At 63.7% G+C, this 15,262-nt stretch carries 11 protein-coding genes and 4 tRNA genes; 10 read left to right on the top strand and 5 right to left on the bottom strand.

The features are described 5' to 3' along the window. Positions 1 to 47: 47 nt before the first annotated feature. From ACUN9Y_RS16840 to ACUN9Y_RS16830, 3 genes are all read right to left on the bottom strand, one after another. On the bottom strand, positions 48 to 1,427 hold the full coding sequence (locus ACUN9Y_RS16840) for a TRAP transporter large permease (RefSeq protein WP_445461878.1): 1,380 nt from the start codon (positions 1,425 to 1,427) through the stop codon (positions 48 to 50). A gap of 23 nt (positions 1,428 to 1,450) precedes the next feature. Beyond that, on the bottom strand, positions 1,451 to 1,999 hold the full coding sequence (locus tag ACUN9Y_RS16835) for a TRAP transporter small permease (protein WP_445461877.1): 549 nt from the start codon (positions 1,997 to 1,999) through the stop codon (positions 1,451 to 1,453). A gap of 253 nt (positions 2,000 to 2,252) precedes the next feature. Continuing rightward, on the bottom strand, positions 2,253 to 3,248 hold the full coding sequence (locus tag ACUN9Y_RS16830; RefSeq protein ID WP_445461876.1) for a sialic acid TRAP transporter substrate-binding protein SiaP: 996 nt from the start codon (positions 3,246 to 3,248) through the stop codon (positions 2,253 to 2,255). A 904-nt stretch (positions 3,249 to 4,152) separates the two neighbouring features. Here ACUN9Y_RS16830 and ACUN9Y_RS16825 point away from each other — a divergent pair. Beyond that, positions 4,153 to 5,709, top strand: a complete 1,557-nt coding sequence (locus ACUN9Y_RS16825; RefSeq protein WP_445461875.1) for an amidase — start codon at positions 4,153 to 4,155, stop codon at positions 5,707 to 5,709. A gap of 125 nt (positions 5,710 to 5,834) precedes the next feature. Here ACUN9Y_RS16825 and ACUN9Y_RS16820 read toward each other — a convergent pair. Next, positions 5,835 to 5,910 (bottom strand) — tRNA-Ala (locus tag ACUN9Y_RS16820). 227 nt (positions 5,911 to 6,137) lie between these two features. Between ACUN9Y_RS16820 and ACUN9Y_RS16815 the strand changes: the two genes are divergently transcribed. From ACUN9Y_RS16815 to ACUN9Y_RS16785, 7 genes are all read left to right on the top strand, one after another. Next, entirely contained in the window at positions 6,138 to 6,782 is a 645-nt protein-coding gene (locus ACUN9Y_RS16815; RefSeq protein WP_445461874.1) for a response regulator, read from the top strand. Between the two features lie 408 nt (positions 6,783 to 7,190). Further along, positions 7,191 to 9,005 carry an excinuclease ABC subunit UvrC gene (gene uvrC / locus ACUN9Y_RS16810; RefSeq protein WP_445461873.1) on the top strand — a complete coding sequence of 605 codons (1,815 nt, stop codon included), beginning with the start codon at positions 7,191 to 7,193 and terminating at the stop codon, positions 9,003 to 9,005. Positions 9,006 to 9,089: 84 nt separating this feature from the next. Continuing rightward, entirely contained in the window at positions 9,090 to 9,638 is a 549-nt protein-coding gene (gene pgsA, locus ACUN9Y_RS16805; RefSeq protein ID WP_445461872.1) for a CDP-diacylglycerol--glycerol-3-phosphate 3-phosphatidyltransferase, read from the top strand. A gap of 60 nt (positions 9,639 to 9,698) precedes the next feature. After that, positions 9,699 to 9,773, top strand: a tRNA-Gly gene (locus ACUN9Y_RS16800). Between the two features lie 25 nt (positions 9,774 to 9,798). Further along, positions 9,799 to 9,872 (top strand) — tRNA-Cys (locus tag ACUN9Y_RS16795). Between the two features lie 59 nt (positions 9,873 to 9,931). After that, positions 9,932 to 10,018: transfer RNA gene (locus tag ACUN9Y_RS16790), tRNA-Leu, on the top strand. A 526-nt stretch (positions 10,019 to 10,544) separates the two neighbouring features. Further along, on the top strand, positions 10,545 to 10,778 hold the full coding sequence (locus tag ACUN9Y_RS16785) for a hypothetical protein (protein ID WP_445461871.1): 234 nt from the start codon (positions 10,545 to 10,547) through the stop codon (positions 10,776 to 10,778). Between the two features lie 114 nt (positions 10,779 to 10,892). On the opposite strand, the gene ACUN9Y_RS16780 is transcribed toward ACUN9Y_RS16785, so the two are convergent. Then, positions 10,893 to 11,426 carry an HD domain-containing protein gene (locus ACUN9Y_RS16780; protein WP_445461870.1) on the bottom strand — a complete coding sequence of 178 codons (534 nt, stop codon included), beginning with the start codon at positions 11,424 to 11,426 and terminating at the stop codon, positions 10,893 to 10,895. A 1,122-nt stretch (positions 11,427 to 12,548) separates the two neighbouring features. Between ACUN9Y_RS16780 and ACUN9Y_RS16775 the strand changes: the two genes are divergently transcribed. Further along, on the top strand, positions 12,549 to 13,691 hold the full coding sequence (locus ACUN9Y_RS16775; protein ID WP_445461869.1) for an FUSC family protein: 1,143 nt from the start codon (positions 12,549 to 12,551) through the stop codon (positions 13,689 to 13,691). Further along, positions 13,672 to 15,252: an L-aspartate oxidase gene (gene nadB, locus ACUN9Y_RS16770; RefSeq protein ID WP_445461868.1), complete on the top strand. Its 1,581-nt coding sequence runs from the start codon at positions 13,672 to 13,674 to the stop codon at positions 15,250 to 15,252. The genes ACUN9Y_RS16775 and nadB overlap by 20 nt, the downstream gene beginning before the upstream one ends. The last annotated feature ends 10 nt before the right edge of the window (positions 15,253 to 15,262 follow it).

Raw genomic sequence — 15,262 nt, 5'->3', positions numbered from 1 at the left:
TCAGCCCATTGCCGGCCAGGTCGATGACAGGGCTTCGGTATCGCCACTCAGCGATAGACCAGGGTCGGCAGCCACAGCGAGATGGCCGGGACGAAGGTCACCAGGCCCAACGCGATCACCAATGGGATCAGGAACGGCAGCGTACCGCGCATGCACTTCTCGAAGGAGATATGCGACACCCGGGACAGCACGTAGAGCACCATCCCTACCGGCGGCGTCAAAAGCCCGATCATCAGGTTCAGCACCATGATCACCCCGAAGTGGACCGGGTCGATCCCAGCGGCCACCGCGACGGGCAACAGCACCGGCACTAGAATCGTGATGGCGGCGATGGTCTCCATGAAGCAACCCACCACGATAAGCACCAGGTTCACGATCAACAGGACGGCAACAGGGTTGTCCTGGAAGGGCCCGAGCAGGCCCATGACGTGCTGGGTGACCTGGTTCGAGGTCAGGATCCAGGCAAAGATCGAGGCGCCCGCGACGATGAACAGGATGACCGCCGTGGTCTCGATGGTTTCCATGCTGACCTTGAGCAACCGGCGCCAGGTCAGGGTGCGGTAGACCAGCCCCCCCAGGACCAGGGCATAGACCACGGCGGCAATCGCCGCCTCGGTGGGCGTAAAGGCACCGGTCACGATCCCACCGACGATGATCACCGGCGTCAACAGCGACAGAAAGGCCCGGCAGAAGGTCCTGCCCAGGACGCTCATGGAGAAACGCGCATCGCGCTTGTAGCCGCGACGCCAGGACAGCCAGGTGATCATCGCCATCAGGGTCAGCCCCATCAATAACCCCGGCACCAGGCCGGCAGCGAACAGTTGTCCCACCGATACCGAGGCCATCACGCCGTAGATGACCATGGGCAGGCTCGGAGGAATGATCGGTCCGATGGTGGACGATGCCGCCGTGATGCCGACCGCAAACTCCTGATCATAGCCGGCATCACGCATGGCCTTGATCTCGATGGTTCCCAGGCCTCCGGCATCGGCGACCGCCGCCCCGGACATGCCAGAAAAGACGATACTGGCACCGACATTGACATGACCCAGCCCACCACGCATCCAGCCCATCAACGCCTTGGCGAAGTCGAAGATACGATTGGTGATACCGCCGTTGTTCATCAGGTTGCCGGCCAGGATAAAGAACGGAATCGCCAGCAACGGAAAGCTGTCGATGCCGTTCACCATGCGATGCACGACCACCACATCGGGCACCCGCCCGGTCAACATCACATACAGCAGGCAGGACCCCGCCAGGCTTATCGCAATCGGCAGGCCACACACCAGCAAGGTGAACAGCGCCGCGAAAAGTAAGGAAAGATATTGGCCCGTCACGGCCAGCACCACGCAACCGATCACGGCCAACAAGGCGATGACGGGGGGAACCAGAGACCCACGGCGCGCTGTGATCATGGCTTCGGTCATCTCAGAGACTCCACGGACGCCGGTCAGGCGTCGTCATCGGTAAACATCAATTCGCTGGTCTTGGTCCGCCAGTGGCCGATGGCGCTCTGGATGGAGCGCACCAGCATCAGCGCAAAGCCCAGCATCACCACGTAGTAGAGCAGGCTCTTCGGCAGATCCACCGAGACCATCATCGAGTTGGTACGCTCGGCCAATTGCCAGGTAATCCAGGTCATGACACCCATGAACAGAATCCTCACCACATCGACCAGAGTCGACATGGCCCGGGCCACGCCGTCGGACAGATAGCGATAGAAGAATTCCACGGCGATGTGGGAGCCCTTGCGAGCCGCCATGGCGCTGCCCAGAAACCCGACCGATACCAACAGGTAGCGGGCGATTTCCTCGGTCCAGGCGATGGAGTTGCCGAGTACATAGCGGCTGAAGAACTGCACGAACACATCGAGGGCCAACAGCCAGAAGACCACCAGCGTCACGTAGTCTTCCACGGCATAGTCCCCGGGGTGGATACTGTCATCGTCTTCGCCGATGGCGAATCCGGGCGATTCGGTCGTGGCCGGCTCATCGTTCATTCTGCTCTCCTCGTGCCAGGGCCTGCAGGTCACCTGCGATGGTCGTCCCGCGGACTGACGCCCTGAGGTTCAACGACCTCCCGCGGCCATGGCGTCGGTGCCAAGCCACACCAGGCAACCGCATGCTCATGAGCCGACCATGTCCGCACTGCGTCGAAGCCCACGGGCCTCGACCGGACCAGGACGCCGTGTCGTCACCCGAAGGGCGGCCAACGGCCGCCCCGAGATAGCGCCGGGCAATGTTCGGCTCGCTCTATTCGCCCAGCGCCTGGAGGCGGTCATAGGTTGCCTGGTCCCAGGTCGCCGCCTCGCCGTTGTGAAACGGCATGACCGCCTCACGAAACGGCTCGGTATCGACGCGATTGACGGTGACCCCCTGCTCCTCGAACCAGGCCACCAGATCCTGCTCCTGCTGAGCGATATCGGCGGTGATCTTCTCGCCGGCCTCCTCATAGACGTCGCGGAAGATCGAGCGGTCATCCTCGCTCAGGCGGTTCCACAGTGGGCCACCGGCGATGGTGATCAGAGAGTCGGTGATGTGTCCGGTCAGGTCGATGTAGTCCTGAACCTCATAGAAGGCCTTGGCCTTGATCGTCGGCAGCGGATTTTCCTGGGCATCCACCACCCCCTGCTGCAGCGCCAGATACACCTCGGCAAAGGCAATCGGCGTCGGGTTGGCGCCTACGGCCTCCGGGAACATCATGTACATGGGCGCGTTGGGAACACGGATCTTGAGGTCTTCCATGTCGGCCGGCGTGTTGATCGGCGTATTGGAGGTCACGTGACGCTGACCGTAGTAGTTCATTGCCAAGGGCACATTACCGGTGGCTTCTTCGTAGCCCTGCGCTATTTCCTTGAACAGGTCGCTGTCGGCATAGGCCTGCCAATGGTCGAAATCTCGGAACATGTAAGGTGCGCCTGCGATACCGATGGGGCCGTAGGAGCGCCCAGCGAACTGGTTGCCGGTATAGATCAAGTCCACGGTGCCGAGGCTCAGCCCCTCGTTGATATCGGCTTCCTTGCCCAACGACGAGGCCGGATGCACGTCGATCGTATAGCGCCCATCGGTGCGCTTCTCGATCTCATCGGCCGCCCACAGCGCCCACTGATGATAAGGCTCTGAGGTCTCATAGACGTGGGCGAAGGTCAGGCTCTCGGCCTGGGCGGCAGAGGCAAGAGAGAGACCGACGGCGCCGGCGATGCCTAGTGCGAGCAGGGATGGACGAAACGGTAGGCGGGGCGTACCCATATTGTTGTTCTCCTTCGGTCATCACGAACGGAATAGCGCAGTGTTGATCGGCCGCACGACCGATCCGGCCGACATATCGGCCTGTATACGTGTCATACCACCACATCGGAATCTAGTTGCCGGGCCGGCAACCCGCAAGCATGAGGCACAACGACTTTGGTCTATCGCTCAGGTCGCGGCGCCGACCCGTCACCCGGACAGGACGACGACAATATCTAGGCTGCATCAAGCGTCTCCGGCCTCGGCCAGCGCCTGGCCTTGCCGTCACCTCAACGCCGAAAACTGCATGCCTTGGGCCAGGCCGAGCGGCGCCAACAACCGGCACCATGCCACGAACGGCGGGGCCAGCGACGATCACCGTCAGAACACAACAATGGCGGCGTGAGTCGCACAACATCGGCCCTTGGGCGCAGCAAAACGGCCACGATATCGGTTTCGACGTACCCGGCGCTCAGCGCCTCCGAAGATAACGAAGCCGATAACGAAGCAGATAACGAAGCAGATAACGAAGCAGATAGCGAAGCAGATAGCGAAGAAGATGATGACGAAGGACGGTTTTTGCCGATCGCCATGACCAAGCCCGGCATCCGCCCAAGGTTAGTCGACGAATGCGCTGGGGCGCGCACTACGCTGTCGCTCACCCCGCCGCTGGCTACCATGACATCAAGCGCTACGCGTTCGAGGACGTACCGTCCTAAGGCTCCGGGTCGTAAAAGAACCAGTCGCGTGCCTGGGTAGACATGAACGTCACCTCCAATGGCCAAGGTGACGTTCCTCCTCCTGGCATCACTCTCCCGCCGCCAGCCTGCCATGCGAGTCCTGCCGAGATCTTCACGAGACCCTCCTGCGCCCTCCCGGTACGACCGAGCTCAACGGCCGCCCCCATCGCCACCGAGGTTCCACCATGACGCCCTTCTCCGCATTGGATCGTCGCCACTTTCTCAAGCTCAGCGCCGGCGCTAGCGCCCTGGCCGGCACTCTGGGCCTTTCCCACGCCGTGGCCGCGACCGTCACGTCCCTTGACGACATCGTCGCCCTCAGCGCCCTCGACCTATCCCGCGCCATCCGCACCGGTGACGTCAGCTGTCGCGAGGTCATGACCGCTTACCTCGATCATATCGAGCGCTACAACCCGACCTACAACGCCATCGTCGCGATTCAGCCCCGCGACCGGCTGTTGGACCAGGCAACCCAGGCCGATGATGACCTGGCCAAGGGTAACTACCGAGGCTGGATGCACGGGTTTCCCCATGCGGTGAAGGATCTGTCAGCCACCCGCGGCATCGTCACGACGCGAGGGTCTGCGCTGAGCAAGGACTGGATCCCCGACGTCGATGCGATCTTCGTCGAGCGTCTGCGCCGGGCCGGCGCCATCCTGATCGGCAAGACCAATGTTCCCGAGTTCGGCCTTGGCTCGCAGTCCTACAACGGCGTCTACGGCACCACTCGCAATGCCTATGACCACAGCCTCTGCGCCGGCGGCAGCAGCGGTGGCGCCGCCGTGGGGCTTGCCACCCAGATGCTACCGGTCGCCGACGGCAGCGACATGATGGGATCGTTGAGAAACCCCGCTGCCTTCAACAACGTCATCGGCTTTCGGCCGAGCCAGGGGCGCGTCCCCCATGGCCCATCGGGAGAGATGTTCTATCAGCAACTCGGCTATGAGGGTCCCATGGGGCGCAACGTCGCCGACACGACCCGCCTGCTGGCCACCATGGCAGGCTTCGACTCCCGGGTGCCGCTATCGCTAGAGACGGATACCTCGCGCTACGTGGAGAGCCTGAAGATGGAGACCCGCGGCCTTCGCGTCGCCTGGCTCGGCGATTTCGGTGGCTATCTGGCCACCGAACCCGGGGTTCTCGAGGTGTGTCAGGAAGGGCTGAAGCATCTTGTCGATATCGGGGCAAGCGTCGAGGCAGTCGCCGTCGACTTTTCCATGGATGAACTCTGGCAAACTTGGCTCACCCTGCGCCACTTCCTGATTGCCGGAGGCCTCGGGAGACTCTATGACGTGGCGGAAAACCGGCCACAGATGAAGCCAGAGGTGATCTGGGAAATCGAGGGCGGACTGACCTTGAACGCCATGCAGGTCTATGCTGCCTCGAATGCTCGCAGCCGCTGGTATCAGACGCTGGATCGCTTGTTCGACACCTTCGACGTGGTCGCACTGCCCAGCGCCCAGGTATTCCCCTTCGACGCCGATATTCACTGGCCAAAAGAGATCGACGGTCGCCCCATGGACACCTATCACCGCTGGATGGAAGTGGTCATCGCGGGCACCCTGTCGGGATGCCCGGTGATCAATGTGCCGGCAGGCTTCGACCCGCGTGGGCGTCCGATGGGCATTCAGTTGATCGGCCGTATGCACCAGGACCTCAAGGTACTGAACATTGCCCATGCCTACGAGCAGGCCTCGGGCCTGCTGGCGCAACGCCCGACACTCGTCCCTGGCGCCGGCTGACACGGCACGACGGCCGATCGCTGGGGCGCCCTCGCGACGCCATCCCGACCGCCACGTTCCCGGTGCCGGTCACACGAAAAGCCGCCTAGTGCATTGCACTAGGCGGCGAGATCGCTAAAACTTGTTGGTGGAGCCTAGCGGGATCGAACCGCTGACCTCAACACTGCCAGTGTTGCGCTCTCCCAGCTGAGCTAAGGCCCCATCGCGCTTGTGACAGCGCGAAAACGAGCAATATGTTATGAGGTTGGCATACTGTGGTCAATACCTATGTGCCAAAAACGCCTTCCCCCCACCTCCCCCCAATTCCCCTTAGGATCATTCTGTGACAGTCTACCCAGAGTTCATGAATTCGCCTGATCCTCGGGCATTGTCCGGGCTGGGCCGAATCCATGACCCTATCCATCACCTCTCGTTCAGGAGCGCCGGCTTTGATCAGGGTTCTCGTTGCCGATGACCACCACCTGGTAAGAACCAGCATCGCCCATCTGCTCAATGCAGAGAAGGACATTAGCGTCGTGGGCGAAGCGGCCGACGGTGAAGAGGCCATCGCCCAGACACGTCGCCTCAGTCCTGATGTGGTGATGATGGACATTCGCATGCCCGGCATCGGCGGGCTGGAAGCAACCCGCAAGATACGCCGGTTGACCTCGGATATTCGCATTCTGGTCCTCACGGCATTTATCGAAGAAGCCTTCGCCCAGCGCCTGCTGGAGGCCGGCGCCCATGGCTTCATCAGCAAAGGCTCTCAGCACGATGAAATGGTCAAGGCGATCCGCAGCGTCTTCGCCGGACAGCGCTTCGTCAGTCCGGAAATCGCCCAGCGGCTGGTCCTGTCCCGCATCGATCATGAGGACAACCCCTTCGACCAGCTGTCCCAGCGCGAGCTGCAAGTCGCCATGATGATCGTCAATGCCCAGCGCGTCGCCGACATCGCCGATCGCATGTTTCTCAGCCCCAAGACGGTAAATACCTACCGCTATCGAATCTTCGAGAAGCTCGGGGTCAACTCCGACGTGGCGCTTACCCATATGGGGCTGCGCCATGGGTTGGTCGAGGGTTTCAAGGAAGACTGACCCCACGTCCAGCGCTCTGCCACTGCGGGTTCGTTGGCGCAAGGTTCACCGAAGGCACGACCACGCTAGCCCCCGGGCTCCGGTGCATCCTGCACCGGAGCCCGGCGCGCTTCCCGGTCCCCACGCCCCCAAAAAAGGCCAGCCCTGCGGAGTCCGCGCCTTGCCGACGTCGGCTGGAGGCGAATCTCCCAGCCCCGCACCACCGCCAGCCCTGGCGGGTTCACCAAGCCACCCACGGCTGGCCTGTTGGACTGGCTCTGGTAGCATAAGATGCGGCCGCAAGACGAAGGTGACGTGCGAAGACGCGCCGAAAGCGGCTTTGCCCTCGCCATCGTCACGCAAGAACCTTGATTTGTGTCACGCTAACGCCGCACGCCACCCGCCATTGACCTTCCACAAGACGTCTCCATGACCTTCGACTCACGCCGCTTTCTCGACACCGTCAGCGAATCGCCCGGCGTCTACCGCATGTTCGATGACAAGGGCGATACGCTATACATCGGCAAGGCCAGGCGCCTCAAGGCGCGCCTGGCAAGCTATTTCCGCGGCACCCTCAACGCCAAGACCCAGGCGCTGGTAGGCCGGATCGCGGACATACAGGTCACTATCACCAATAGTGAGACCGAGGCGCTGTTGCTCGAGCAGACGCTGATCAAGCAGCTACGACCGCCGTACAACATCCTGCTCCGGGACGACAAGTCGTACCCTTTCGTCTTCGTCAGCGACCGTCACCCTTTCCCCGCCCTCGAGCACAAGCGCGCGCGCACGCGCCATCAGGACGGTCGCTACTTTGGCCCCTACCCAAGCAGCGGCGCAGTACGAGAAAGTCTGTCGTTGATGCAGAAGGTGTTTCGTATTCGCAACTGTGAGGACGGCGTCTTCGCCAACCGCACCCGTCCCTGTCTGCAGTATCAGATCCAGCGCTGCAGCGCGCCCTGTGTGGGTTACATCAGCGAGGAGGAGTACCGACGCGATATCGAGCATGCCATTCAATGCCTCGAGGGTCGCAGCGAGGCGGTCAGCAACGAACTGAGCCAGGACATGGAGGCGGCCAGTGCCGCCCTCGACTTCGAGGAAGCCGCCCGCCTACGAGACCAGCTTCAGGACCTGCGGCGGTTGCAGCAGCGTCAGATCGTCGACACCGGCAGCGGCGACGCCGACGTCTTCGCCCTGGCGGCCCAGCCGGGCGCGCTGGTCATCTCGGTGCTGGCCTTCCGCCAGGGCCGCCTCCTTGGTGCCCGCCACCACTCCCCCAACAACGGCCTCGATCTCGGCGAGGGCGAACTTCTGGGCGAATTCATCAGCCAGTACTATCTGGGGCAGGCCAAGGAAATTCCCGCCGAGGTTCTGACCACGCATCCGGTTCCGGACGCGGTGCTCATCGGCATGGCGCTGACCGAACAGGCGGGACGCCGGGTGCGCCTGACAGAAAAGGTCAGGGGCCACCGTGCCCAGTGGCGAGAACTGGCACGCACCAACGCTGAACAGCAATTAGGCGGACAGCTCGCCAACCAGACCCAACTCAAGAAACGCTTCGAGGCACTGCGCGAGGCGCTCGGCCTCGACCAGCCACCGGCCCGTCTCGAATGTTTCGATATCAGCCATAGTCACGGCGAGGCCACCGTCGCCTCCTGTGTCGTGTTCGACCAGGATGGCCCGCGCAAGGGCGACTATCGGCGCTTCAATATCTCTGGTGTGGCGGCGGGAGACGACTATGCGGCCATGGAACAGGCGCTGACGCGGCGCTTCAAGCGACTGACCAAGGGCGAGGGTGTATTGCCCGACGTCCTGGTGGTCGATGGCGGCAAGGGCCAGCTCAACATGGCCCGGGACGTGCTCGCAAGCCTCGAGATCCAGGACGTGATCCTGCTCGGCGTGGCCAAAGGCACCACCCGCAAGGCCGGGCTCGAGACGCTGTTCATCGAGACCGTCGATCGAACCCTGCAACTCGCCCCCACCTCCCCGGGGCTTCACCTCATCCAGCACATCCGCGACGAGTCTCACCGCTTCGCCATCGCCGGACACCGCGCCAAGCGCGACAAGGCACGCCGCACGTCCACCCTTCAGGATATTCCCGGCGTCGGGCCCAAACGACGGCGCGAGCTATTACGCTTCTTCGGCGGATTGCAGGGCATCAAACAGGCCAGCCGCGACGAATTGGCCCGGGTTCCCGGCATCAGCGCCACCATGGCCGATACAATTCATCGTGCACTCAATGGATGAGGCATGGCTTCACGGATAGAATGGTGCACTCCCACGACAGCTTTGATCTTCCAAGGCCCCACTAGGCAAGGACAGCGGCATTCCATGAATATTCCGAACCTTCTCACCCTGGCACGTATCGTTTTCATTCCGCTGCTGGTGGTGCTGTTCTACCTGCCCTTCGACTGGAGCCTGATGGTCGCGGCCGGGCTCTTCGGTCTGGCTTCGCTCACCGACTGGCTCGACGGCTATCTGGCCCGGCGCTGGAATCAATCGACCCCCTTCGGCGCCTTCCTCGACCCGGTCGCGGACAAGCTCATGGTGGCGGTGGCCTTGGCACTGCTCATCGAGCGTTACGACGCCATCTGGTTGACGCTGCCGGCGCTGGTCATCATCGGTCGCGAAATCGTGATTTCGGCGCTCCGTGAGTGGATGGCGGAGATGGGCAAACGAGGCTCGGTGGCGGTGTCGTGGATCGGCAAGGTCAAGACGACGCTGCAGATGGTCGCCCTGCTGCTGCTGCTCGCGTTCAACCCCGGCACGCCGATCGCCGAACTGGGTGTCATCACGCTCTACGCCGCCGCCCTTCTGACGCTCTGGTCGATGATCGAGTACCTGCGTGCCGCCTGGCCCCACCTCAGCCGTTCGATGTAGCCCTGGAAGAAAAGCGTTTGACAGTCACCGACTTATCCGTATAATGCGTCCTCGAGTCAGGCGGGAATAGCTCAGTGGTAGAGCACAACCTTGCCAAGGTTGGGGTCGCGAGTTCGAATCTCGTTTCCCGCTCCATTGCATCAAATGGCACGACTCATGAGGCTGGATGGCAGAGTGGTTATGCAGCGGACTGCAACTCCGTGCACGCCGGTTCGATTCCGACTCCAGCCTCCATTTTTCCCCTCCCGATGTGCCCTCTTCGACGACACGTCGCTGCAACTGCTCGAACACCTGCCCGGATGGCGAAATTGGTAGACGCAAGGGACTTAAAATCCCTCGGTGGCAACACCGTGCCGGTTCGAGCCCGGCTCCGGGCACCAGCTATCGCATGCTTTATGCCACCTAGCCCTTCAAACTAGCCCTTCAAACTAGCCCTTCGAACTAACCCCTGACGGCCCGCTGCCATGGTTGCATTTTGGTCGCACGGGCTCGGCAGCCTGCTGGCGATTCGATCCAATGTCGAAAACAACGTGTGCGCATGGCGACGGGTGACCACCAGACTGCTGCGCCACAACAGCGCGCCATCCTCTGGCAGCGGCACCACTTCGCCCTTTGCGCTATTCGCCTGGCCTGATCACTACACAATGCGACCGCCCTGGAGAATTACCTGGCCTCGCGCACTCGCCCATCACTCCCTCCCTTGCTCTCGATCCGCCCGCCTGAACTCACCGCCCCCAGGGCGACTGTCATGCGCACGCCTGCCCTGGTGGAGCCGCTTGAACGCTACGTCCCAGAGCCCAAGCCCAAGCCGAGGCCAGAGAGTTTCCCCCCAGCCTTCGGCGACGCCGACCGACGCGCAGCGCCGATGGAAGTGCTAGCCTCCATCGACGAGAAAAGGAATCGCTTATGGCCTTTCATACCCCAGACCCGAAGATGCGGGCGATCGAACAGCGCAACGCCGAGGCCCGTGCCGCGCTATTTGCCACGCTGTTCCGCACCGCCTGGCGTGGCCTGAGCAAGGCGGCAACCTTGTTCGTGCGCTGCCTATCTCCGACGTCTCGACACACTCAACGTCGAGGATCTGCCCCCTGCGGGCGCGGTCCCAATCGAGACGACGAGCATGGCGGCCACGAGCATTAAGGCGGACAGGGCCAGCAAGGTACTCCACGCGAAGATGACGCCCCACGCCCCGCCGGCTCGAGCCACCCAGCGCCACGCCGACGCCCACCAAGCCGGCGGTGGCATGAGGCCCACTCACCCTCGCTCGCAACGAAGATAGCGCTCGACAAGCCCCGAGGCCCGCTCCAGAAGCGCCGCATCCCCATCTCGCATCACCGCCAGCAGCTCGGCCTTCTCCGCCATGTAAACCCGAGCGAAGCCGGGATCATGTCGCGTAATCGAGCTGGTATTGTCGATCAGGTCAGCGTATTTGATGGTCTGGCTACCCGCGGCAATCGACGCCAGGCGCCCTCGCTCCAGGGCCTTGCGGTGGGCACGGTTACCCAGGCCTGGATCGGTGAACTGATCCGTCAGATCGACGACGTGGGCAGCCACCACCGCGCCGAACTCACGAGCGATGTCATCATGGGTCACCTCGGTGTCCTCGACGACGTCATGAAGATGGGCAGCAGCCACCATCTCCTCGGTAGCGGACGGCGCCGCTTGCACCAGCGCCGCCACCACCGCCGGGTGGTGCCAGTATGGCTCCCCGGTGTATTTTCTGCGCTGGCCGATAGCCTGATGGGCCGCGCGGCTGAACAACGACGCGCGCTGGATGAGTTGGCACATCTTCGCCTCCTGCAACAACCTGCAGCCTGAAAAGCGCTCGGGCCGATCCCGGTAGCCCCCAGGCCTTTACCCGCCACACCCTGCCGGCCAAACCGCCGAGGGGCACCAGCCCCCCGGGGGTAGCGCCTCTATAACTCCGCGCAGTAATCAGCGATGGCACGCGCGGCGGCGGCTTGCCAGCAAGCCTGCTGATACCAGAATTCAAGCGCAATGGAATCCAATGAAAGCGACGTCAAGGTAGTCATGGGAAGCCCTCCTAAGGGATAGGCCACTACCATAACCGCAATCTTGCTGCATCGCAGCAAGAAATTGGCGGTCATGTCATCATCATGCCCATGAGAGCCGTAAAATGCCGACGATTCGCCCGCATAATGCCTAATTCAGCAGACTAACGCCCTGTCCCTTCCCCTGCTCCTGCCCCCGGGGCAGCATCCTATCGCCCGCCCACCATGGCGAAGGGGAAGATTCGCGAAAAGCCGCACCCGCGGAAGCGACATCCGAGCATAACGACCGCACATGCCAGGGCGCTGGATCCGGGGCCGCGCCAGCCCCCTCTGGCGCGCAGGTCACCGCTATCGGCTCGTCACGGGCATTGCCGGGCCGGTGGCGCTGGGCGGCACTACTGCCATTGGCTCGCCACGCCGCCGCGCGGCGACATCCAGCACCATTCCCGGAACCCAGCCACCGCAAGAGGCTGCGGCCTGACCCGGCGACCCTGCCCGGCGGATCCGTCACCCGGGGCGCTACGCGGGATGTTTCCTCATCGATCATGTCTCCACACGATCGCGTCGGAGCCACCTGGCCAGGCTCACGATCGGCCGCTCGCTGTGCTAAAATCACGCCTCTCGGGATTCCCTTCATCGCCGTTTCGGCGGGCTCCAGGCACCGACACGTGCCGTAGCGCGCTCGCACCGACTCGTCACGTAAGCCCCCGAACAGCGCGCCACATGACCGTTCTTTTCGCCACATCGAGACAACCGACACCACCTTGACCGATAACGCCAAGCCCCCCAGACGACTCTTCAACGGCGGCGCCGGACGGCGGTCGTCGCCAGCGGCAGGCGGCGCCCCGCTGGCGCCTTTCGCCGCCCCCCCGGACCACTCGGACAGAGGGGGCCGGTGATGCTTTCGCGGCTACGAGATCCGTTCACCAATCATCGCCACCGGCGCAAGTTCCACGTCGCTCGAGTCGCACTGGCACTGACGCTGACCTTCGCCATCATTCATGTCTTCCCGTTCCAACACAGCGGTTGGGCGCTGGTCAGCACCGTCATGGTGATGGGCAACCTGCCCCACGTGGGCGGCGTGCTCGACAAGGGGCGCCAACGCTTGCTCGGTACGCTGCTCGGCGCAGGGCTCGGCTTGACGCTGATCACCCTGCCGCTGCCTTTGTGGGGCGTCCAGCTCGGCGCACTGACCGGCATCTCGATAGCGACCTGGGTGGTGTTTTCCAATCGCCACGCCTATAGCGGACTGATGTTTGCCATCAGCCTGTTGCTGGTCATCGGCGGCGGCACCCAGGAAATCACCGTCGCGCTCTGGCGCAGCCTGGACGTGCTGGTGGGGACCCTCGTCGGGATAGGCGCCACGGTCATCTTTCTGCCCCAGAAGGCCACCGACATGCTGCGCTTCATGATGGCCGACAACCTGGACCGCATGGCACGCCTCTACCATGCCCACACCTCGGCGACCGCGGCACCCGGCGTCGACACGCGCACCCTGCTCAAATCGACCAGCGGTCTGCTGATCAAGCAGCGCGGCCTGGTCGAGGCCGTCCACCGGGAAGGACGCCTGAGCCGCGAGGAAGTGGACGATCTCATCTCGCTCCAGCGCCGCATGCTCTCGACCATCGAGCTGCTGCTGGAAACCCACTGGAACACCCGCGAAGGCCACGAGCGGATCGACGCCATGGACGGGCTCAGAGAACGTCAGCACGGCCTGGCGCGGGATCTGGGCACCCTCGCCTTCAAGGTCAGAACCGGGCAATCCATCGAGGTGCATATCACCCCGTTCGCGCTGGAGTCCTTCGCCGGGCAGGCGACCCACGCCCGCGGCAAAGATGGCAGAATGCTGTTCAGCCCGAGTGGCTATCTGTGGCTCAACCGCGAGCTCGCAAGACTCGCCGAAGACATGGCCCTGCGACTCGGCAGCCTGACGCGACTGCCCAGCAAACGCCTGCGCCGCCGCGCTCCGCGACACGGACTGCATGATGCGCCGTCCCTCGACAGTAAGGAAGGAAGCCCACATGGCCAACGCCACTCTTGACGTCCTGATCATCGGCGGCGGCGTCGCCGGCCTCGCCATGGCGCTGGAGATCGCCGACCATCGCCCGGTGACCCTGTTGCGCCCGGGCAATGAAGCCCAGGGCGCGAGCCGCTGGGCTCAAGGTGGCATCGCCGCGGTGCTGTCGCCTCAGGACGACGTCGAGGCGCATATTCACGATACGCTGGTGGCCGGCGACGGTCTGTGCGACGAGGAGGCGGTGCGGTTCACGGTCGAACAGGGTCCTGCCGCCATCGAATGGCTGCTGGGTCTGGGCGTGCCGTTCACCCCCGATCCCGACCCGGCTGCCGGCTATCCCTATCACCTGACCCGAGAAGGCGGGCACAACGCCCGCCGGATCATCCACGCCGACGACGCCACCGGCCGAGCGGTAACGGACACACTGCTGGCCAAGGCCGCGGCCCACCCCAACATCACCCTGCGCTCGGACCTGACCGCGGTCACGTTACTGCCTGATGCCACGGGCGCCTGCCGCGGCGCCCTTTGCCTCACGCCAGAGGGTGACATGGTGACCCTGCAAGCCCGTGACACGGTGCTGGCGACGGGCGGCGCCAGCGGTCTGTATCGTCACACCACAAGCCCCAGCCCCGCCAGCGGCGAAGGCATGGCGATGGCCTACGACCTCGGCGCAGAGTTGATGAACCTCGAGTTTCAGCAGTTCCACCCGACCTGTCTCTACGATCCCGAGGGTCCTCCCTTCTTGGTCAGCGAAGCGGTTCGCGGCGAAGGGGGCTTGCTGCTCAATGTCCGCGGCGAGCGCTTCATGCCGGCCATCGACGAGCGCGCCGAACTCGCCCCCAGAGACGTGGTGGCCCGGGCCATCGATGCCGAAATGCAACGCACCGCCAGTCATCACGTCCTGCTCGATATTCGCCACCTCGGCGATGAGGCCATCCGCCATCACTTTCCCACCATCCATGCTCACTGCCTGAGCCGCGGGCTCGATATCGCCACCACCCCGATCCCGGTGGTCCCCGCCGCTCACTACAGCTGCGGTGGCGTCGCGACGGACCTGGCTGGCGCGACCAGCGTGCGCGGCTTGTTCGCCATCGGCGAGGTCGCCTGCACCGGGTTGCACGGGGCCAACCGCATGGCCAGCAATTCGCTGCTCGAGTGCCTGGTATTCGCGCGTTCTGCCGCCGATCACCTGAGGCACGCCACGCTAGCAAGGCCCACCTCAGACACCACGACTGCTAGCGCAGGGGGCACGGTCCGCCTGGAAAGCGCACAGATCCACGCATGGCGCGAGCGCATGCGAGAAGAAATGAGCGCCCGGGTCGCCATCGTCAGAGGCGATGAAGGACTGGCCAGGGCGGCGCAGACACTGGCCGCGCTGGCCAACGACATCGATCTCGCCGCGGCGGATGCCGCGCTGGACGCCGATCTGATCGGCTGCCGCCAATCCTTGGCGCTGGCTCGGCTTACCGTCGCCAGCGCCCAGTCGCGGCGAGAGTCCCGCGGACTGCATTTCAATCCCGACTGTGCCGTGCACGGCGACAGCGAACCGCAGCCCTCACGCTACGTGCGCAACGCGAACGCCTGAGACCAGCCCG

This window comes from Halomonas sp. V046, assembly GCF_052645355.1.
Note: the sequence above shows the minus strand (reverse complement) of the source record. Positions and strands in the feature narration are given on the sequence as shown.

Bases quoted from the DNA above. Each gene is read 5' to 3' on its own strand.
- ACUN9Y_RS16840 (WP_445461878.1), bottom strand. From the start codon at position 1,427: ATGACCGAAGCCATGATCACAGCGCGCCGTGGGTCTCTGGTTCCCCCC.
- ACUN9Y_RS16835 (WP_445461877.1), bottom strand. From the start codon at position 1,999: ATGAACGATGAGCCGGCCACGACCGAATCGCCCGGATTCGCCATCGGC.
- ACUN9Y_RS16830 (WP_445461876.1), bottom strand. From the start codon at position 3,248: ATGGGTACGCCCCGCCTACCGTTTCGTCCATCCCTGCTCGCACTAGGC.
- ACUN9Y_RS16825 (WP_445461875.1), top strand. From the start codon at position 4,153: ATGACGCCCTTCTCCGCATTGGATCGTCGCCACTTTCTCAAGCTCAGC.
- uvrC (WP_445461873.1), top strand. From the start codon at position 7,191: ATGACCTTCGACTCACGCCGCTTTCTCGACACCGTCAGCGAATCGCCC.
- pgsA (WP_445461872.1), top strand. From the start codon at position 9,090: ATGAATATTCCGAACCTTCTCACCCTGGCACGTATCGTTTTCATTCCG.
- ACUN9Y_RS16785 (WP_445461871.1), top strand. From the start codon at position 10,545: ATGGCCTTTCATACCCCAGACCCGAAGATGCGGGCGATCGAACAGCGC.
- ACUN9Y_RS16780 (WP_445461870.1), bottom strand. From the start codon at position 11,426: ATGTGCCAACTCATCCAGCGCGCGTCGTTGTTCAGCCGCGCGGCCCAT.
- ACUN9Y_RS16775 (WP_445461869.1), top strand. From the start codon at position 12,549: ATGCTTTCGCGGCTACGAGATCCGTTCACCAATCATCGCCACCGGCGC.
- nadB (WP_445461868.1), top strand. From the start codon at position 13,672: ATGGCCAACGCCACTCTTGACGTCCTGATCATCGGCGGCGGCGTCGCC.